Below are 18631 nucleotides of genomic sequence, written 5' to 3'. Positions count from 1 at the left end.
CACCCCCACCGTCCTCGCTTCGCTGCGGGCGGCGGGGGGCCCCCGCCCGGCCACCCGTTCGAGGCCGCGGCGCCGATTCGGGTTCATTTAGATCAAGCTAGAAAGGCACGCCTTCAGTGGGGAGGGGGGAGAGTGCCGCCCTTTTCGAGGGTGCTGAGGATTTCGTCCACCGCCTGGGTTTCGGCGTCGACCTCCAGCCCCACGGCTCGGGCTCCGTCGAGGAGGGCGATTAGCACCATAATCATGTCCAGGGCGTCGCGGCCGCGGTCGGGCTCGGCCGCCAGGTGGCGGAGCTGGTTCATGAGCTGGTGGTAGTCCTGCAGGCAGTAGACTTGGTTGGGCAGGGACAGGGGGCCGGTGTTCGTGAAATCGGGCGGAAAGGCGAAGCCCTGGGCCGAAAGCACCAATTGTCGGCCGGAATGGAGCAGAACGATGACGTAGCTCTCGGCCGGGTTCACGCTGTTGGCCCGCTCCTCGATGGCCTCGATCTCGCTTCCCTTGATCCGCCGGGTCTTGCCCGAAAAAAGCTCGAGGATCAGCAGGTCTTCGCCCTCCTCGCGGAAGGAGAAAACGCCGGGTTTGAGCTTCAGCCAGCGCCGTAAAATTTCGTCATGGGGATGTCGCATTTTCGGTAGCCTTTTGCCGAGGAGTTTTACTAGCGTCTCGGCATCTTCGTAGCAAGGGCTTGTAGGGGCGACCCTTGCGGTCGCCCCGGGCGGCCCTTGGCCGTAGATGGGGCCACCGCAAGGGTCGCCCCTACCGGAATACGTTATGAGTCGTGGGGTCAAATTCCTGGGGTGGGGAATCGCTCTCTTGGCAATTTTCGCCGGGACCGGCTTGGCTCGCTCCGAGCCCCCGCCCCGGCTCGGAGAAGCCGAGGTCATCCAATGGGTGCTCCAGCGCAACCTCGGCATCCAAGCCGCCAGCTACGATGCGCCCATCGCCGGCACCGAAGTCACCAAGGTCGAGGGAGCCTTCGACACCAACGTCAAGGGCGAGGCCTATTTCCAGCTCGACCGCTCCGACAAAACCAGCATCGTTTTCGGCACCGACAATCGGACCATCTGGTACGATGCCCGGGCCGAGAAGCGTTTTCCGGTTGGCATCCAGGGCGCGCTGTCCTTGACCAACCGGCGCGATACCACCAATTCGGCTTTCGCCACCGATCCGGCCTTCTTCGAGACCATCTTGCGGGCCGAGGTCCAGGGCAACTTGCTCCGCAACCGCTTCGGCAAATCCGACAAGGCCCAGATCGCCTTGGCCAAGGCCAATGAGCGGGTCGTCGCCGAGCAGGCCCTGAGCTTCGCCGAGCAGCGGGTCGCCGAAGCCCTCACCCAATATTGGAACTGGGTCGCCGCTGGCAATTACTACCAGGTCGCCAAGCGTTTCGCCAAATCGGCACAGGACTTCGTCCGCAACACCACCGACAAGAAGACCTTGGGCTTGGCCGAGGAGACCGATACCCTGGGTTCCCGGGCCCAGTACGTCGAGCGCCAAGCCGAAGCCGACCGGGCCCGCAACCTCCAAGTCGACGCCGAGAAACGGCTGCGCTACATGCTCGACGCCGCCGGCGAGGAGGCTTGGACCGCCAAGGACCCGCTCCGCGCCCCGACTCGAACCTTGGTCCGCGAGGATCTCTTGGCCCAGGCCCTGGCCTCCCGCCCCGAGTACCTGGCCCTGAAGCGCGAAGCCGAGGCCCGCGACATCCAGATCGCCCTGGCCAAGGACCAGAAATGGCCGGCCCTCGATCTCTACACCTCCTTGGAGGTGAACGCGGTCGATCCGGGCTACGGCCAAGTCTTGGGCGAGACTTTCTCCTTCCAAAATCCGAATTGGGTGATCGGCGCCCGCTTCAACATCGCGATCGAGAATCGAATCGCCAAGGGCGAGCTCGAGCGCGGTAAGCTGGAGAAGGCCCGGGTCCTGATCTTGATGAAGGAGATGGAGAACCTCATCGCCCTCCAAATCGACGAGCAGATCCGCCAAGTGAAGCTGCAGCAGAAAGAGGTGGCCAACTACACCGAAGCCTCCCGGCTGCAGAATGCCAAGGTCCAGGCCGAGCTGGAGAAGTTCAACCTCGGCCGCTCCGACAGCGACACCATCGTGCGCTTCAACGACGACGCCATCTCGGCCGAAAGGCGACGGCTCGAGGCCGAGCTGCGCTATCGCCTGGCTTGGGTCGAGCTGCGCAAGGCCACCGGCGCCCTCCTGCCGCCGGAACTGCGGAACGGGGGCCGGCCGTGAAATTGTCCGCCTGGTCGGTCCGCAACAGCCTGCTGGTCAACATGCTGACGATCTTCGTGATCTTCGCCGGCCTCCTGGCCGTCTTCGCCAATCGCCGCGAGGCTTTCCCCAATTTCTCCTTCGACATCGTTCAGATCTCGACCCGCTATCCCGGCGCCACCGCCTCCCAGATCGAGAAGCTGATCACCATCCCGGTCGAGAAGGAGCTCAAGGAGGTCGACGACGTCAAGGACTTGGTCAGCGCTTCGACCGAAGGCTATTCCTACATCTTCGTCGTCATCGAGCCCGACGCCAAGAACAAGGACAAGGTGGTCAACGACATTCAGCGGGCGGTCGATCGGGCCGAGGACTTGCCGGCCGACCTGAAAGACAAGCCGGTGGTGGAGGAGATCTCGACCAAGAACACTCCGATGCTCGAGGTCGCGCTCTTCGGCGACCTTTCGCCGGAAGAGCTCCGGCAGCTGGCCCGGCGGCTCGAAACCCGGCTGCTCGAGGATCCCAACGTCGCCAAGGTCATCCGCCGCGGCTACCGCGAGCCCGAGTTCGCGGTCGAGGTCAACCCGGCCGAAATGGCCCGTTACCACCTTTCGCTGGCCGACGTCATCGCGGCTCTCCAGGCCACCAACATCAATTTTCCGGGCGGCGACATCCGTCAGGGCGGCCAAGAATTCCTGTTGCGGGTCAGCGGCGAGTTCTTCACCCCTGAGGAGATCGAGAACGTCGTCGTGCGGAGCAACTTCGCGGGCTATCACGTCCGGGTCCGGGACATCGGCCGGGTCGTTCCGGCCCTCGAGAAGCTGACCATCACCAACCGGACCAATGGCCGCGAAGCCATCAACCTCCTCATCCTCAAGAAGGAGCGGGCCGACATCATCCACCTGGTCGAGGACGTGAAGCAAATCCTCGCCGACTTCAAGGCCACCGCTCCGCCGGCGCTGGGCATCACCATCGTCAATGACATCTCGCGCTACGTCGAGATGCGGCTCGACGTCCTGGTCAACAACGCCCTGATCGGCCTGGTCCTATTATTTATCCCGCTGGTCTTCTTCCTCTCGCCCCGGACCGCGATCAGCGCCGCGATCGGCATCCCGACGGCGGTCATGGCGGCCTTCGCCCTGATGCATTTCTTCGGCATCACCATCAACCTGATGAGCCTCTTCGGCCTGATCATGGTGGCGGGCATGCTGGTCGACGAGGATATCGTCATCGCCGAGAACATCCACCGGCTGATGGAAGAGGGGGTTCCGCCCAAGCGGGCGGCGATCGATGGCACCACCCAAGTCGCCAAGTCGGTCATCGCCACCGTCCTGACCACCGTCACTTGCTTTGCCCCGCTCTTGGCGATGACCGGAATCTTCGGAAAGTTCGTCAAGCAGATCCCGCAGGTGGTCATCCTCACTCTGGCGGCTTCCTTGCTCCAGGCCCTCTTGGTCCTGCCTTCCCACATCTACGATCTGAACAAGATGTCGGAGGAGAGGGCCCGGGTTGCTTTCGAGCGCGCCTCGAAGTCGCTGGGCAACCGGTTGATGGCCGTCCTGCTGAAGGTCTATGAGGCGGTGCTCCGGGTCCTGGTCCGCCATCGCTACATCGCGGCCGGCCTTTTCTTGATCCTGATGGTCGGGACCTTCATTTTCGGGGCGCTGAAGGTGCCCTTCATCCTTTTCCCGAGCGAGGGAATCGAGCAAGTCTTCGTCCGGGTCGAGACCGAGCTGGGGACGCCGGTCGAGATCACCACCGAGCGGATGGGCGAGATCGAGCGGATCCTGCGGGAAAAGCTGCCCAAGGAGGAGCTCGAGCATATCGTCATCCAAGGCGGCATCACCCAGAACGATCCGACCGATCCCTTCACCGAGCGCTCTTCCCATATCGGCCAGGTCTGGGTCTTTCTCACGCCCGAGCCGCAGCGCGAGCGCACCGCCGCTCAGATCATCGAGGCGCTGCGGCCGGAGATCGAGAAGGTCCGGGGTTTCACCAAGCTCAGCTTCGAGGAAATCCAGAACGGCCCACCGGTGGGCAAGCCGGTGTCGATCCATATTCGCGGCGACGACTTCGAAGTTTTGAACAAAATCGCCGAGGAGTATCTCGCCTTCCTCAAGACGATTCCGGGAGTGAAGGACATCAAAAGCGATTACCAGCCCGGGAAGAAGGAGCTCCGGGCGGTGATCGACGAGGTTCGAATGAGGCAGGCCGGCCTGAGCTATCAGGATGTCGCGGCCGCGGTCCGCTCCTCCTTCGAGGGCGGGATTGCCACGACCATCAAGGAAGGCGACGAGGAGATCGACGTCCTGGTCCGCTTTCCCGAGGACCTCCGGAAGCGGAAGGAGTCGCTGGGAGACGTCTTGGTGCCCAACCGCGAGGGCCGGCTGATTCCCTTGCCCCAGATCGCCTCCTTCAAAGAAGAGGCGGCCCTCAGCGTGATCAAGCATGACGACCGCAAGCGGGTGGTGACGGTCAGCGCCAATATCGACCAGAAGGTGACCACCTCGGTCAAGGTCAACGGCCAGGCCGAGGAGCATTTCCGGGAACGCTTGAAAAAGGAGCCCGGTGTCAGCGTGAAATACGGCGGCGAGGAGGAGGACACCGAGGAAGCGATGAACGCGCTCTATCGGGCCATGATCCTGGCCATATTTCTGACTTTCATCATCATTGCCGCCACCTTCCGTTCGCTTTGGGAGCCCTTCGTCGTGATGACGACGATTCCGATGGGCTTGATGGGAGTCATTTACGGTTTCTACCTCTTTCAGAAGCCTTTGAGTTTCCTCGGCCTATTGGGGGTGATCGCCTTTGCCGGCGTCATCGTCGACTCGGCCCTGCTGATCGTCGAGTTCATCAATCTGGAGAAAGCCAAGGGCACCCACTTCAAGGAGGCGATCATCCGGGGCTCCCGGGCCCGCTTGCGGCCGGTCTTGCTCACCACCGCCACCACCGTGCTGGGCATCGTCCCCTCGGCCTTCGGCATCGGCGGAACCGACCCCTTCATCCAGCCGATGGCCTTTGCCATGAACTGGGGATTGAGCATCGGGACCGCCCTTTCGGTGTTGATGATCCCGGTTTTCCTCGCCATCCTGTACGACGTCGTGGGTCGTTTGAAGAAGGCCGAAGACGCGCGCGAAGAGATTGCCTGAAGTCGGTCGATGCTCGACAGCCCCGGTTTTCCGGGCGCTTGGAAGGGTCGAAGCTCATTTTTCGCGATTTTTCGGCAAAAAATGGGGGTTTTTTGAAATAAATCCTTCGACAAGCCCGCCAATCCTTGTTATTGAGCGTTCCAACCGTTACGGTTCCGCTTTTAGAAAGGAGCAAACCCCCATGGGAAAAGCACTGACTAAGTCTCAAATCGCCGATCATCTCGCCAAGAAATGCGACCTGAAGAAGAAGGATGCCGTCAATCTGCTCGAGGAGCTTTCGGCCCTGGCTTACAAAGAAGCCAAGAACACCTTCACTCTTCCGGGCATCGGCAAGCTCGTCCTGGTCAACCGCAAGGCGCGGATGGGCCGCAATCCCCAGACCGGCCAGGAGATCAAGATTCCGGCCAAGCGCGTCGTGAAGTTCCGCGTCGCCAAGGCCGCCAAGGACTCGATCCTCGGCGCTCCCAAGAAGCGGTAGTCTTTTTTATAGAGATTGAAAGCCCTGTTTCCGAAAGGAAGCAGGGCTTTTTTATTATCCCTCCCCCCCTTGCGGGGGAGGGTGGTTCGGCGAAGCCGAACCGAGAGAGGGGGTGCGGCATAAGTAGTAGCGTTAGCTTAACGCCGCCCCCCTCTCCCCTGTCCCCTCCCCCGCAAGGGGGGAGGGGGACTCTTGGCGTGTGTCTTGCTGATACACGCAGGTATGAAAAAACTGCGCACCTATGCAAGAGATCTAAGAAAGAATCTAACTCCCGCCGAGAGAAAGCTCTGGCGCTATCTGCGCGCATCCCGCTTCGAAAAAGCAAAATTCCGACGCCAAGAGCCGATTGGGCCGTTCATCGTCGACTTCGTTTGTTATGAGCAGCGACTGATTATCGAATGTGACGGCGGCCATCATGATCTTCAGACGCTCGAAGACGGTGCCAGAGATCATTGGTTAGAAGAGCAGGGATTCAAAGTCCTTCGGTTTTGGAACAATGAGATTTTTAACAATTTTGAAGGGGTTATGAAGCGGGTTTGGGATGTAGTGCAACCCTCCCCCGCGAGGGGGAGGGCTAGTTAAGCAATCTCGGAGATTCCTTCGGCGGCGCGATCGGGCGGCGCGGGGTCTCTTGCTGGATTTGGCGCTGGGGCGGCGGAGTGGAGGAACGGTTCGGCGGCGGGATGCCGTTTCGCATGTCCAGCGAGTCGATGAATTTCTTCAGGTGGGGGATCTGCTCCGGCGGCAGGATCGTGCCGTTTTGCAGGTGCCAGAAGGCCACCGCGGCTTCTTTGAGGATCTCTTTCTTCTCCTGCGGCGGCAGGGCCAGGTACTTGTCGACCGCGGCGTCGCTCAATTGGAGGAAACGGGCCCGGTCTTGGTCGTTCATCCCCATGGTGAACTGGCTGGCCAATTTGGGGCGGATCGCTCCTTCGTAGGTCCAGACCACCACCCGGTCGATATGGCCGATGTAACGGTCATCTTTGAAGCCGAAGAAATAGACGAAGGCCAGGAAACCGCCGAGCAGGAGCAGGAGGATGAGGCAGCCGCTAAAGCAGCCGCAACCGCAGCCACAGCCGCCTTTTTTCTGGGCCGGTTGCTGATACTGGTAGGTCCCCGGCCCGGTGTTCGGCGGCGGGGGAGCTTGATGTCCGAGATGTTGGGTTTCGCTCGAGCTCCCGGTGACGATGGGGGTCATTTCGGAACTTTCTCCCAGTCCTTGAGAAACTTATCCAAGCCGATGTCGGTGAGGGGGTGTTGGGCCAGCTGCCGGATCACCGACATCGGCACGGTGGCCACGTCGGCGCCGATCAAGGCCGCTTCGAGAAAATGGATCGGATTGCGGATCGAAGCCGCCAAAATCTGAGTGTCGATGTCGTAGTTGTCGTAGATGGTCCGGATTTGTCGGATAAGATCCATTCCGATTTGGGAGATGTCGTCGAGCCGGCCGATGAAGGGGCTCACGTAGGTCGCGCCGACCTTGCCGACCAGCAGGGCCTGGTTGGCGTTGAAGACCAGGGTCAGGTTGGTCTTGATGCCCTCGGCGGTCAGGATCTTGAGGGCTTTGAGGCCCTCGATCGTCATCGGCAGCTTGATCACGATGTTGGAGTGGATCTTGGCGTATTCCCGGGCTTCCTTGAGCATGCCCTCGTGCTCGACGCTGACCACCTCGGCGCTGACCGGGCCGTTGACGATCTTGACGATCTCCTCCAGCACCTCGCGGAATTTGCGGCCGCTCTTGGCGACCAAAGAAGGGTTGGTGGTCACGCCGTCGAGGATGCCGATGTCGTTGGCCTCGCGGATTTCTTTCACGTCGGCCGTGTCGATGAAAATTTTCATGAGGCTTTTTTCCCGTCGTTAAAATCCTCATGGCATCGGTCGTTGCAAAAGTAAAGGTCCTTCTTCCGGTAGGCCAGCCGCGTCGGATTGTAGGTTCCGCAGGTCGGACAGCGCTTCATCTCATCGATCACGCCGGAGCCGGCCGGGCCGGTCGACGGCTTGGGCCGAGGCCGGGGTGACGAGGCTCCCGAAGCCAGGCTCGCCACGACGCGGCGCACCAATCGGAGCAAAAAATAAATGACCAGGGCCAAGAGGAAGAGACGGAACATCGGGTCAGAGCCTATCCCGCAACGGGGTTTTAAGAACGCCGTCGGAGGATTGACTGAGGAAAAATTTATAGAGCGGAACGACCTTCTTGTTGTCGCCGAGCTTCTTGAGCAGGGCTTTGATCGGGACGCCCTTGATGGGGTGGACGAATTCGGGCGCGACCTCGGCCAGCGGTTCGAGCACGAAGCGCCGCAGATGCAGGGCCGGATGGGGGAGGATGAGCGACTTGCTGCGCAGGATCTCGTCGTCGAAGAAAAGCAGGTCGAGGTCGATGGTCCGCGGCGCCCATTTGTCCCCGCGCACCCGCCCGAGCACTCCTTCGATCTGCTGCATCAGGTGAAAGAGCCGGATGGCGTTGAGCGAGGTCCTCAGCTTGAGGACGCAGTTGAGGTACCAGCCCTGCTTTTCGCCGCGCAAGGTCAGCGGCTCGGTTTCATAAAAGTGGGAAAGCCGGAGGACCCGGACCAGCGGGTGGTCTTCGAGCAGGCGGATGGCTTCGCTGACGTTCTTCAGTCGGTCGCCCAAGTTACTGCCGATGGCGATGTAGGCGGTGTGTTGCATTCTTGTCTGAACAAACCCTCTACATCGACATTAAGGTGGGCAAAAAGGGAAGTCAATGCGGGAGCCTCTGAAATCACGGGCATGCAAATTTGAGCCCATGCCGCCGCCATCCTGGCACCGAAAATTCGCTTGATCCGAGGGGCGCCTCCATCTTAGCGCCAACATATCGCAGGGACCGGCTTTGCCGGTCTGCGCAGCCAATTTGCAGAATTTGCGGAGTGAGACAGATGGCCCGCATCAATGATAACTATCTGAAGCTGAAGGCCGGGTACTTGTTTCCGGAGATCGCCCGCCGCGTCAAAGCCTTCCAGGAAGCCAATCCCAAGGCCGATATCATCCGCCTTGGCATCGGCGACGTCGTCTTGCCGCTGGTTCCGGCGGTGGTGGAAGCCATGGAGCAGGCGGTGCGCGAGATGGGGCAGGCCGAAGGTTTTCGAGGCTACGGCCCCGAGCAGGGCTATTCCTTCTTGATCGAGGCCATCCTGAAGCACGACTTCGAGCCGCGCGGGGTGAAGCTCAAGGCCGGCGAGATTTTCGTCTCCGACGGCTCCAAATGCGACACCGGGAATATCCAGGAAATTTTCGCCATCCAGAACCGCATCGCGGTGGTCGATCCGGTTTATCCGGTTTACGTCGACACCAACGTGATGGCCGGCCGCAGCGGCGAATTCCAGCACGACGGGAAATATCAGGGCCTGACCTATCTTCCGGCCACCGCCGAGAACGGCTTCGACGCGCCGCTGCCCGGCGAGCGGGTGGACTTGGTTTATCTCTGCTCGCCGAACAACCCCACCGGCGCGGTTTTGAATCGCGGCCAATTGAAGCGATGGGTCGACTTCGCCCGCAAGACCGGCGCGATCCTCCTCTTCGATGCCGCCTATGAGGCCTTCATCACCGACCCGGCCATCCCTCATTCGATCTACGAGATCGAAGGCGCCGAGGAAGTCGCGATCGAGTTCCGCAGCTTTTCCAAGACCGCCGGTTTCACCGGCACCCGCTGCGCCTACACCGTGGTGCCGGAAAAGCTCCGGGCCAGCGACGAGTCGGGCCGGGAGGTGGCGGTCAACCCGCTGTGGAACCGCCGCCACACCACCAAGTTCAACGGCGTTTCCTATCCCATTCAGCGCGGGGCCGAAGCCTGCTATTCGGCCGAGGGCCGGGCTCAGATCCGCGAGCAGATCGATTATTACCTAGCCAACGCCAAGCTGATCCGCGAGGGATTGACCAAGCTGGGCATCGAGGTCTACGGCGGCGTCAACGCGCCCTATATTTGGCTCAAGACGCCCGGCGGCCTCGACTCCTGGGAATTTTTCGACAAGCTGCTCGGCGAGGCCCAGGTCGTCGGCACGCCCGGTGCCGGTTTCGGGCCCTCGGGTGAAGGATATTTTCGACTCAGCGCCTTCGGCTTTCGCGAGAAGATCGCCGCGGCCTTGGAGCGCATGCAAACTCGACTGAAGATCTAGCCCCCCCATGAAGGAGGAAACCATGAAACTGAAACGATTCGCACTCTATACCGCCGTCTTGGCTTGCCTGCCCAGTGCGGCTTTGGCCAAAAAGGCGGCTCCCGCCAACACCAATGAGCTGCTGAACGTGACCGCGCTCAATAACGATTACGTCGTCCTGCGCCACGGCGAGAGCGTCCCCAGCTCCGAAGGGCGGGTGTGCGCCACCCTGAAGACCGGCATGGACCCGGCCAACCGACTCACCGAGAAGGGCCGGGAAGAAGTGGTCGTCAGCACCAAGGAGTGGATCGAGAAGAATAAAAACAAGCTCAGCGTCGTGATCCAGCGCGATGAGCTGGTCATCGTGACCTCGCCCTATAGCCGAACCAAGGAAACCGCCGAAATCTTTGCCGACACCATGACCGAGACCTTCAAGGCCAAGCTGCCCAAGAAGTACCGCAAGACCGGCCTCCGCCAGTTGATCGTCGTCGAGGATGACATCCGGGAGCGCGAGTTCGGCAAGTTCGAGGGTCAGACCGGCAGCAAGGAGATCTACGCCAAGGTTTGGGCCGAGGACGACAAGAACCCCAGCCACAGCAAGTGGGGCGTCGAGCCGGCCACGGCCGTCCAACAAAGGTCCAGCGCCGTGATCAAGAAGTACGAGGAAACCTCCAGCGGCAAGCTCTACGTCCTGGTGGCTCACGGCGACACCTTGAAGATCCTCCAGACCGCCTTCCAAAAGCAGAGCGCCGCGGAGCATCAAAACAAGGATTCGGTGGTGCCGATCAAGACCGCCGAGTTCCGCTACATGAAGCTGGCCGCGGCGCCGGCCCAGGCCCAAAAGTAATTCACCCCCTCCTTTGTAAGGAGGGGGTAGGGGGAGGTAGAGAGATAGTGCCATGCAATACTTTTGCGTGTCGCGGGATCTCTACCCCTCCCCTTACAAAGGGGAGGGAGTCCCATGCGTCGACGCCGACTTAAAATCCACGGCCTCCGCCAGCAGCTCTACACTTGGGGTTCGCCCAAGCTGCCGCCGCTCTTTTTCCTCCACGGTTGGCTCGATACCGGCGCCGGTTTCGAGTTCGTCGCCCGGTTCTTGGCCAAGAAATTCCATTGCATCGCGCCCGACATGCGGGGTTACGGCCAGAGCGAGCACGCCAAAAGCCAGCTCGGTTATTTCTTTTTTGAATACGTCGCCGATCTCCACGAGCTGTTCGCCAAGCTTTCGCCGAAGCGGCCGGTCCGGGTGCTCGGCCATTCGCTGGGCGGGATGGTCGCCTCGATCTATGCCGGCACTTTTCCGGAACGGGTTTCGGAGCTGATCAACGTCGAGGGCTACTTGAGCCCCGGCCGCAAGGCCGAGATCGCCCCCGATCGGGCCCGGGCCTGGATCGAAGGCTTCGGCCGGCAGCGCTTTCGCACTTTCAAGAGCCTGGAAGGCCTTGCCGCCCGGCTCCAAACCTCCAATCCCCGGCTCCCGGCCGACCGGGCCTTGTTCTTGGCCAAGCACCTCGCCAAGCGGGTTCGCGGCGCTTGGACGATGGCGGCCGACCCTAACCATAAGCTGCTCGATCCCTATTGGCTGCCGCGGGAGGCTCACTTCGCGGTTTGGGCCCGGATTCAAGCCCGCTGCCTGCTGGTCTCGGCCGCGAAGACCGAGATGGCCCTCCGTTTCGGCGAGGCCGATTTCGCGGCCGAGAAGGCCTTGCTCGAGAGCCGGTTCCCCGCCGGCACCGCCAAGGCCGAGATTCCGGACTGCGGCCACATGGCCCACCACGAAAAGCCGGAGATTTTGGCGCGATTGGCATTGGATTTTCTGGAGGCTAGGTCATCCTGAGCGAAGCGAAGGATGACACCCGCCAAAGCCTCTTGACCGCGGCCGCCCAATCGGCGAGAAGGGCCTCGGCTCGGAATTCCGGAGAAATCCATGGACGTCCAAGCCCCGCCCCCCCGTTTCGTCGCCAATCCCGAATCTGAAAAACTTTTCGGCAAAGCCGCCTATGCCGAGCTGGAATCGCTCTCCCGAGAACGCGATGCCGAGCTCCAACGCGAGGGTCTTTTTTCCCTGGCTTCGCGGCTGGAAGGCGCGGGCCGGGAAGAAGCCGCCCACCGACTCTACGCCCTGCTGCCGGATCACCCCAAGGCCGAGGCCCGGAAGGCGGCGCTGGAAGGCCGGGGCAATTTCGGCGCGGCTTTTGAAACCCAGCTGCGGCGCTTGAGCCGGGAGATCTTTCAGCCCCAAGCCATCCTGCCGATGGCTGCCGGCTCGGCGGTTTACGGCCTGGCCCGCGGCGCCTTGCTGGGCCGCCTGTTGGCCAACCCGCGAGCGGCGCTTTGGACCCGCGGCCTCGGCGCCCGCGGCGCCGCCGCCGGTGGCGCTTTCCTCGCCGAGGTTCCGGCTTTCACGATTTCCTCCCGGGCCCTTCATCGCCTCGCCGGGAGCGAAGCCGGCTCGAGCTGGGGCGGCGATTTAGGGCGCAGCGCCCTGACCCTGGGCTTGTTCAAATCCTTCGGCGCCGCCGGTCAATGGGCGGCTCGCGGCGGGAATTTGCCGCCGGCCCTGGCGGGCCAGGCCGCGATCTTCACCGGTTTGCTGGCGGCGCATCGGCTGGAAGAAAAAATCGGGCTCCGGCCCGAAGTCGGTTCGGGAGCCGTCTGGGGCGAAGTCTTGGGATCGATGCTCAGCTTGAATCTCGGCTCTCGCCTGGGCCAATCCTTGCTGGGCTCGCGCTACGCCCGCTTCCGCCGGGAGCTCGACCTGCGGGCCGCGACGTCGCGGCCCCTTTTCGGAAACGGCCCCGAAAGTTTTTCGCCGGCCCTTGGCCTGGCCGGGGCCGGCCGGATTTCACCGCCTTCGATGGAGAGCGCCAAGCTTGAATCGACGATCGCCCAAAGCCGCGGCGGTTCGGCGAGCTCGCCGGATAGGAAGGCGCCACCCGACCTCCGCCGGCTTCAGAAGCTGATCAATCATGAGCTCTTGACCGAGGCTTGGGAGGCTTTCCCCCAGTTCAAGGAGCTCAAGTCCCAATTCACGCCCCGTGAATTCCGGATCATCGCCGCCAAGCTGGGACCGCTCTTCGAAGATACGGCCATGATGCGCCGGGCCTATGCCTTCATTTTCTTGGATCGCCTCGTCCCGGGCCTGAGTCATTTTCAGAGGATGAAGCAGCTGGCCCGAATCGATCGAGGCTTCCAGGATGAGGGGACTTGGGTCCGCGAGTTGGCCATCCAAGCTTTCGACCACAATGCGGCCTTTTGGCCGCGCTCCGAGCTGGCCCGGCGGATTCCCGACCTCGACCGTTTGTCGCGCGATCCCGAAGAAAGGGTTCGGCAAGCCGCCTTCCGCGGCTTGGTCCGCATGACCGAGTTTTTGGAACCGGCTCAGCGAGTGGATCACTTGAAAGGCTTGGCCCTCCGCTTCGCCCGGAGCGGCGACGTCGACCATTTTAAGGCCTTGCCCACTGCCCGCGCGCTGCGCAGCCTCCAGCCGCCGGAACGCTTGCAAGTCGTCAAGCTGCTGGAGCGGGCCCTGCCGCGTCATGAGGCGAATTCCAATTTCATCCCCTTCTTCGGCGACATGATCTTCCGCTTGGAACCCTCGGCCCAGGCCGGCCGCCTGCGGGCCCTCGAGCGCCTGTACCGGCATTCCGACCCTTTAATTCAGGTCGATGCGATGACCGCCGTCGACAACAACATGGACAAACTTCCGCGGAAGAGCTGGCCGGGGCGAATTTGGCATTTTGAAAGCATGCTCGGAAGTCCCGAAGCGCGGATCCGGGAGCGGGCGGTCACGATTCTGGGCGGCTTGCTCAGCTCCGAGCCCGGCTTTTTGGACGCCCGGCGTATCGGCAACCTGAGGTTGAGGCTGCTCGATTCCGAGCCCCAAGTTCGTCGAGCGGCCTTGACCGCCCATGAGCGGATCGCGTCCGCCCTCGACGCCGAGGGGCGCCGGGAGATCCTCCAGTTCTTGGTGCAGCATTGGACCGCCAGCCGAGGCCGGAATCGCGAGCCGATCGCCGAGTCCTTGCGGGAGATCTACCTTGGCATGAAGGCGCGGGAGCGAAAGGAATGGATGGGCGGCCTGATGGAAGACCGGCAGCACCGGCCTTTGCCGCCGGGTTTGGCCGCGGCCTTCGCCGAACCGTAGGGGCGGTCCTTGTGGCCGCCCAATCTGCCCAAGAAAGCCCGTGCTGCGGGCGGGGGCAAGCCCCGCCCTACTAGTAAACCGGATTGACCAAGGTGCCGATGCCCTCGATCTCGACCTCGACCTTGTCGCCCTGCTTGAGCGGGCCGGTGCCGGCGGGGGTTCCGGTGCTGATCACGTCGCCCGGCTCCAGGGTCATGACTTGGGAGACGAAGCTGACCAGCTTGGACACCGAGAAGCGCAACTCGGAAGTGCGGACGCTCTGCTTGACCTCGCCGTTCACCCGGGTTTCGAGCTTGAGGTTGGAGGGATCGATTTCGGTTTCGATCCAGGGCCCCATGCAGGCGAAGGTGTCGAAGGACTTGGCCCGGGTGAATTGAACGTCCTTGAGCTGCAGATCGCGGGCGGTCACGTCGTTGAAGCAGGTATAGCCCAAGATCGCCTCTTTCACTTCGGTTTCGCTCAGGTGCTTGCAGCGCTTACCGATGACGACGGCGAGCTCGCCTTCGAATTCGACTTGCTGGGAGCTGGCCGGCAGGTGGATCGGCTCCTCGGGGCCGTTCAAGGCGCTGGGCGGCTTGAGCAGGAGCAGCGGCTCCTCCGGCAGCTTGGCGTGGAGCTCGGCGGCGTGGCCCTTATAATTGAAGCCGATCCCGATGATCTTGGTCGGAAGGATCGGGGCCAGCAGCGAGACCTCTTCGAGCTTGAGCGTCCTTTCGACGTGAAGCGGCTCGGTCGGAGGACCGACCAAGACCTGAATGTCGCTGCCTTGCAGCATCCCGAAGGCGATTTCCTCGCCGTACTGAAAGCGGATCAGTTTCATGACAACCCCAATACGTCGGCCATGGTGTAGATTCCCGGGGCCTTGCCTTGGAGCCACTTGGCGGCCAAGACCGCACCCCTGGCGAAATTGTCGCGGCTGGTGGCCCGGTGAGTCAACTCCAACCGCTCGCCCGAGCCCGCGAAATAAACCGTGTGGTCGCCGACGATGTCGCCGCCGCGCAGGGTCTGAATGCCGATCTCCTTGGGTTTGCGCTCGCCGATCTGGCCATGGCGCTCGTAGCGGGCGACGTCCTTCAAATTTCGCCCGACGCCGGCGGCGATCTCCTCGGCCAGGGTGAGGGCGGTGCCGCTGGGGGCGTCTTTCTTGTGGCGGTGGTGGGCCTCGACGATTTCAATGTCGTAGTCCTCGCCCAGCCGCCGGGCCGCCTCGGCCGCGATCTTGAAAAGGACGTTCATCCCGATGCTCATGTTGGAGGAGAAGACCGCGGGCATGGTTTTGAGATAGGCCGTGAGCTTTTGCTTCTCTTCCTCGCTGAAGCCGGTGGTGCCGACGACCAGGGCCTTGCGGGCCTTGGCCGCGATCTCGGCGTGATGGATCGTGGCCTTGGGCGAGGTGAAATCGATGACGACGTCGCCGTGGGCGATGTTCTTGCTCAGGTCGTCGACGACTTGGTGGCCTTCGGGCAGGGTGGTGCCGATGGCGAAGGAGCCCGGCGCCTCGGTGGCCCCGGCCAGGCTGAGGCCCGGGGTTTCTCGAACGATGTCGGCGATGCGGCTGCCCATTCGGCCGCCGATGCCGGTGACGATGATGCGGGTCATGCAAGCCCCTTACAGTATCGCGAAGGAATCCAGGATTTTTTGGAAATCCCGCCGCATGCGGGAATAGCTTTCCTTATCGGAAGTGCAAGTTATCACGAAACTCTTGCCCTTGGCGATAAAGAAGCGCTGTTGAAAAACTTTGCGGCTGTCCGGGTCATGGATCAGCAATTCGAAGCCGGGAACGGCGCCGGCTTGGAGCTTTTTGCGCTCCAGGACTTCGACATTGGGCGGCAGGGACTCGAGGTTCTGGCGGAGGGCTTGCTCGGCCTTGATTTTGGGGTCCTCCAGCTCGGTGACCCGGACGGTGACGTTGGGGACGAACTGATCCAGGGCCGATTCGAAGCGGATCATGGCCCGAACCGGGCCAGGGTCGACGCCGCGCGGCTCCAAGTGCCAGTGGCCGCTGGGGGTCGAGATGCGGAAGCCGGCCGCGGAGTCGCTGAAGCTCTGCTCCAGGACCTGGGCCTGGAGCGTCGGCGCCGCGAAAAGCAGGATTGAGATCCATCGGAGGGCGAATTTCATATCAGGCGATAGGATTGAAGCACGCTCTTCAGCTCGGCCAGGCTCTCGGCGCTCAAGCCGGTCAGCGGCAGGCGGACTTCAGGATCGATTTTTTTCATCAAGCCGAGGGCGGCCTTGACCGGGCTTGGATTGGTTTCGATGAAAAGGATCCGGTTGATCGCCGCCAAGTCGTAATGGATTTTTTTAGCCTTGGGCCAATCGCCGGCGGCCGCGGCCTGGAACATCTCGGCGCAGGCCTTGGGCAGGACGTTGGCGGTCACCGAGATCGCGCCCTTGGCGCCGAGCGCGACCATCGGAAAGGTGAGCGCGTCCTCGCCCGAAAGCACTTCGAAATCGGGCGGGCATCGCTCGATCAGCTCCGAAACCTGCCCGACGCTGCTGGCTTCCTTGATGCCGACGATGTTGGGAATCTTGGCCAAGCGGGCGACGGTCTTGGGCAGCATGTTGACGCCGGTCCGGCCCGGGATGTTGTAGAGGACGACCGGCAGGTTGCCGGCCTTGGCCACCGCCTCGAAATGGCGGTAGAGGCCTTCCTGGGTCGGCCGGTTGTAATAGGGACAAATGTGGAGAGTGCCGTCGGCGCCCGACTTTTGGGCGTGCTGGGTCAGGCGCACCGCCTCGGTGGTGGAGTTGGAGCCGGCGCCGGCCAGGACCTTGGCCCGCTTCTTGGCCGCCTGGACGGTGATCTCGACGACTCGGTCGTGCTCCTCATGCGAGAGGGTGGCCGATTCGCCGGTGGTGCCGCAGGGGACGAGGACTTTGGTGCCGGCGGAAATCTGCTCTTCGATCAAGGCGACCAGAGCCGCTTCGTCGATTTTGCCGTTATTGAATGGGGTGACTAGGGCGACGCCGCTTCCTTCAAACATAGGGCGTTCCTGCCTGGTTTTGGCGATAAAATCAACTGGATCCCGGACAGGCTGTCATTCTGAGCGAAGCGAAGAATCTGCGACTGCCCAATAAGCTTAGAACTCCCAGCGACCCTTCGTTCCTCGGAATCCCCTTAATGGCACGAAGGGGCTTTGGCATTCCAAAGGACCTTGGTGGGTCGCAGATCCTTCGCTTCGCTCAGGATGACAACTTGCTCAAATCTCAATCTCCCCGCCGAAGACTTCCTGGCCCGGACCGGTCATGTAAACCCGGTTGTTTTTCTCGCTCCACCGGATCCTCAAATCGCCGCCCTTGAGGTGGAGGGTGGCTTCGCGCTGGGCCCGGCCGGTCAGCACCGCCGCCACCAGCGAGCCGCAGGCCCCGGTGCCGCAGGCCAGGGTTTCGCCGGCGCCCCGCTCCCAGACCCGCATCTTGAGCTCGGAGGGGCTCAGGACCTGGATGAACTCGACGTTGGTCCGCTTGGGGAAAAGGGAGTGGCGCTCCAAGACCGGTCCCAGGCTGTGAACCGGCGCCTGGGCGACGTCGTCGACGAAAATCACGCAGTGCGGATTGCCCATGCTGACGCAAGTGATCTTCCACTCCCGGCCCTCGACTTCGATCGGACGGTCGAGGATCTTGCCCTCCAGCGTGGTGGGGATCTGCTTGCCGTCGAGGATCGGCTCGCCCATGTCGACCTCGACCAAGCCATCGACCAGCCGGGGCCGGATGATGCCGGCCAAGGTCTCGATGGCCAGCTCGTTCTTGGTGGTGGCGCCTTGGTCGACCAGGTATTTGGCGACGCAGCGGATGCCGTTGCCGCACATCTCGACTTGGCCGCCGTCGTTGTTGAAGATCTCCATCTTGAAGTCGGCCCGTTCCGAGGGACGAATGACCAGCAACTGGTCGCAACCGATGCCGAAGCGGCGGTCGCAGAGCTTGGCGGCGTGTTGGGCGAGGTCGGGGCAATTGCCCTCGAGGCAATTGATGACGATGAAGTCGTTGCCCAAGCCGTGCATTTTGGTGAATTTAAGTTTCATAGTTTAAGCTCACGCATTGTCATTCCGAGGAGCGAAGCGACGAGGAATCCTTGCGGAGGTTTTTAATTGCAAGTAGCTCCGCAGGGATCCCTCACTTCGTTCGGGATGACAGCCTTGGGATCTTTTCCCCGCGGATCAAATCTTCATAGCTCTCGCGCTTCCGGATGACGTGGAACTTCTTCCCGTCGACCAGGACTTCGCAGGCCCGGGGCCGGGCGTTGTAGTTCGAGGCCATCGAGAAGCCGTAGGCGCCGGCGCTCATGATCGCCATCAGCTCGCCCGGCCGGTACTCCGCGATCTCGCGGTCGGTGGCCAGGAAATCGCCGGATTCGCAGATCGGGCCGACCACGTCGACGACGGCCTTGGCCCGGCTCTGCTCCTTGACCGGCTTGATCTCATGGTAGCTGTCGTAGAAAGCCGGCCGGATCAGGTCGTTCATCGCCGCGTCGACGATGTAGAATTTCTTGTTGTCCCGGTCCTTGGTGTAAATGAGCTCGGTCACC

19 protein-coding genes are annotated in these 18631 nt (G+C 62.2%); 8 read left to right on the top strand and 11 right to left on the bottom strand.

The features are described from left to right. Positions 1 to 113: 113 nt before the first annotated feature. Positions 114 to 626, bottom strand: a complete 513-nt coding sequence (locus VJR29_09750; GenBank protein HKY63691.1) for a hypothetical protein — start codon at positions 624 to 626, stop codon at positions 114 to 116. Between the two features lie 145 nt (positions 627 to 771). Between VJR29_09750 and VJR29_09745 the strand changes: the two genes are divergently transcribed. From VJR29_09745 to VJR29_09730, 4 genes are all read left to right on the top strand, one after another. Further along, positions 772 to 2244, top strand: coding sequence for a TolC family protein (locus tag VJR29_09745; GenBank protein ID HKY63690.1), 1473 nt, complete (start codon positions 772 to 774; stop codon positions 2242 to 2244). Beyond that, entirely contained in the window at positions 2241 to 5369 is a 3129-nt protein-coding gene (locus VJR29_09740; GenBank protein HKY63689.1) for an efflux RND transporter permease subunit, read from the top strand. Before VJR29_09745 ends, VJR29_09740 begins: the two co-directional genes overlap by 4 nt. Positions 5370 to 5550: 181 nt before the next feature. Then, entirely contained in the window at positions 5551 to 5847 is a 297-nt protein-coding gene (locus tag VJR29_09735; protein HKY63688.1) for an HU family DNA-binding protein, read from the top strand. Positions 5848 to 6069: 222 nt separating this feature from the next. Further along, positions 6070 to 6429 carry a DUF559 domain-containing protein gene (locus VJR29_09730; GenBank protein HKY63687.1) on the top strand — a complete coding sequence of 120 codons (360 nt, stop codon included), beginning with the start codon at positions 6070 to 6072 and terminating at the stop codon, positions 6427 to 6429. Here VJR29_09730 and VJR29_09725 read toward each other — a convergent pair. From VJR29_09725 to folK, 4 genes are read right to left on the bottom strand one after another with little or no spacing between them, the layout of a single operon-like run. Continuing rightward, entirely contained in the window at positions 6422 to 7045 is a 624-nt protein-coding gene (locus VJR29_09725; protein ID HKY63686.1) for a hypothetical protein, read from the bottom strand. The two genes, VJR29_09730 and VJR29_09725, sit on opposite strands and share 8 nt — an antisense overlap. Continuing rightward, positions 7042 to 7686, bottom strand: a complete 645-nt coding sequence (gene fsa / locus VJR29_09720) for a fructose-6-phosphate aldolase (protein ID HKY63685.1) — start codon at positions 7684 to 7686, stop codon at positions 7042 to 7044. Before fsa ends, VJR29_09725 begins: the two co-directional genes overlap by 4 nt. Further along, positions 7683 to 7955: a hypothetical protein gene (locus VJR29_09715; GenBank protein ID HKY63684.1), complete on the bottom strand. Its 273-nt coding sequence runs from the start codon at positions 7953 to 7955 to the stop codon at positions 7683 to 7685. Before VJR29_09715 ends, fsa begins: the two co-directional genes overlap by 4 nt. 4 nt (positions 7956 to 7959) lie before the next feature. Next, positions 7960 to 8514 (bottom strand): 2-amino-4-hydroxy-6-hydroxymethyldihydropteridine diphosphokinase, encoded by a 555-nt coding sequence (gene folK, locus VJR29_09710; GenBank protein ID HKY63683.1) that lies wholly within the window; start codon positions 8512 to 8514, stop codon positions 7960 to 7962. 227 nt (positions 8515 to 8741) lie between these two features. Between folK and VJR29_09705 the strand changes: the two genes are divergently transcribed. From VJR29_09705 to VJR29_09690, 4 genes are all read left to right on the top strand, one after another. Beyond that, positions 8742 to 9977 carry an LL-diaminopimelate aminotransferase gene (locus VJR29_09705; GenBank protein HKY63682.1) on the top strand — a complete coding sequence of 412 codons (1236 nt, stop codon included), beginning with the start codon at positions 8742 to 8744 and terminating at the stop codon, positions 9975 to 9977. Positions 9978 to 9999: 22 nt separating this feature from the next. Next, on the top strand, positions 10000 to 10803 hold the full coding sequence (locus VJR29_09700) for a histidine phosphatase family protein (protein ID HKY63681.1): 804 nt from the start codon (positions 10000 to 10002) through the stop codon (positions 10801 to 10803). 114 nt (positions 10804 to 10917) lie between these two features. Beyond that, positions 10918 to 11793 (top strand): alpha/beta hydrolase, encoded by an 876-nt coding sequence (locus tag VJR29_09695; protein HKY63680.1) that lies wholly within the window; start codon positions 10918 to 10920, stop codon positions 11791 to 11793. A gap of 90 nt (positions 11794 to 11883) precedes the next feature. Next, positions 11884 to 14103 carry a hypothetical protein gene (locus tag VJR29_09690; protein HKY63679.1) on the top strand — a complete coding sequence of 740 codons (2220 nt, stop codon included), beginning with the start codon at positions 11884 to 11886 and terminating at the stop codon, positions 14101 to 14103. Between the two features lie 70 nt (positions 14104 to 14173). Here the strand turns inward: VJR29_09690 and VJR29_09685 are convergent, their stop codons facing one another. The 6 genes from VJR29_09685 to VJR29_09660 all read right to left on the bottom strand — a co-directional run. Beyond that, the gene (locus VJR29_09685) at positions 14174 to 14923 is read right to left on the bottom strand and encodes a fumarylacetoacetate hydrolase family protein (protein HKY63678.1); all 750 of its coding nucleotides are present in this window, start codon (positions 14921 to 14923) and stop codon (positions 14174 to 14176) included. Further along, complete coding sequence (dapB, locus tag VJR29_09680) at positions 14920 to 15702, bottom strand: 4-hydroxy-tetrahydrodipicolinate reductase (protein HKY63677.1); 783 nt, start codon at positions 15700 to 15702, stop codon at positions 14920 to 14922. The genes VJR29_09685 and dapB overlap by 4 nt, the downstream gene beginning before the upstream one ends. 9 nt (positions 15703 to 15711) lie before the next feature. Beyond that, positions 15712 to 16224, bottom strand: a complete 513-nt coding sequence (locus VJR29_09675; protein HKY63676.1) for a hypothetical protein — start codon at positions 16222 to 16224, stop codon at positions 15712 to 15714. After that, positions 16221 to 17090, bottom strand: a complete 870-nt coding sequence (dapA, locus tag VJR29_09670; protein HKY63675.1) for a 4-hydroxy-tetrahydrodipicolinate synthase — start codon at positions 17088 to 17090, stop codon at positions 16221 to 16223. The genes VJR29_09675 and dapA overlap by 4 nt, the downstream gene beginning before the upstream one ends. A gap of 216 nt (positions 17091 to 17306) precedes the next feature. Continuing rightward, entirely contained in the window at positions 17307 to 18128 is an 822-nt protein-coding gene (dapF, locus tag VJR29_09665) for a diaminopimelate epimerase (protein ID HKY63674.1), read from the bottom strand. 91 nt (positions 18129 to 18219) lie between these two features. Then, positions 18220 to 18631: diaminopimelate decarboxylase (locus tag VJR29_09660; protein HKY63673.1), on the bottom strand; the 412-nt coding region annotated here is incomplete at its 5' end.

This window comes from bacterium, assembly GCA_035281585.1.
Classification (GTDB): Bacteria; UBA10199; UBA10199; order DSSB01; family DSSB01; genus DATEDP01.
Note: the sequence above shows the minus strand (reverse complement) of the source record. Positions and strands in the feature narration are given on the sequence as shown.

Coding starts and splice junctions, on each gene's coding strand:
- VJR29_09750 (HKY63691.1), bottom strand. CDS start 626: ATGCGACATCCCCATGACGAAATTTTACGGCGCTGGCTGAAGCTCAAA.
- VJR29_09745 (HKY63690.1), top strand. CDS start 772: ATGAGTCGTGGGGTCAAATTCCTGGGGTGGGGAATCGCTCTCTTGGCA.
- VJR29_09735 (HKY63688.1), top strand. CDS start 5,551: ATGGGAAAAGCACTGACTAAGTCTCAAATCGCCGATCATCTCGCCAAG.
- VJR29_09730 (HKY63687.1), top strand. CDS start 6,070: ATGAAAAAACTGCGCACCTATGCAAGAGATCTAAGAAAGAATCTAACT.
- VJR29_09725 (HKY63686.1), bottom strand. CDS start 7,045: ATGACCCCCATCGTCACCGGGAGCTCGAGCGAAACCCAACATCTCGGA.
- fsa (HKY63685.1), bottom strand. CDS start 7,686: ATGAAAATTTTCATCGACACGGCCGACGTGAAAGAAATCCGCGAGGCC.
- VJR29_09715 (HKY63684.1), bottom strand. CDS start 7,955: ATGTTCCGTCTCTTCCTCTTGGCCCTGGTCATTTATTTTTTGCTCCGA.
- folK (HKY63683.1), bottom strand. CDS start 8,514: ATGCAACACACCGCCTACATCGCCATCGGCAGTAACTTGGGCGACCGA.
- VJR29_09705 (HKY63682.1), top strand. CDS start 8,742: ATGGCCCGCATCAATGATAACTATCTGAAGCTGAAGGCCGGGTACTTG.
- VJR29_09700 (HKY63681.1), top strand. CDS start 10,000: ATGAAACTGAAACGATTCGCACTCTATACCGCCGTCTTGGCTTGCCTG.
- VJR29_09695 (HKY63680.1), top strand. CDS start 10,918: ATGCGTCGACGCCGACTTAAAATCCACGGCCTCCGCCAGCAGCTCTAC.
- VJR29_09690 (HKY63679.1), top strand. CDS start 11,884: ATGGACGTCCAAGCCCCGCCCCCCCGTTTCGTCGCCAATCCCGAATCT.
- VJR29_09685 (HKY63678.1), bottom strand. CDS start 14,923: ATGAAACTGATCCGCTTTCAGTACGGCGAGGAAATCGCCTTCGGGATG.
- dapB (HKY63677.1), bottom strand. CDS start 15,702: ATGACCCGCATCATCGTCACCGGCATCGGCGGCCGAATGGGCAGCCGC.
- VJR29_09675 (HKY63676.1), bottom strand. CDS start 16,224: ATGAAATTCGCCCTCCGATGGATCTCAATCCTGCTTTTCGCGGCGCCG.
- dapA (HKY63675.1), bottom strand. CDS start 17,090: ATGTTTGAAGGAAGCGGCGTCGCCCTAGTCACCCCATTCAATAACGGC.
- dapF (HKY63674.1), bottom strand. CDS start 18,128: ATGAAACTTAAATTCACCAAAATGCACGGCTTGGGCAACGACTTCATC.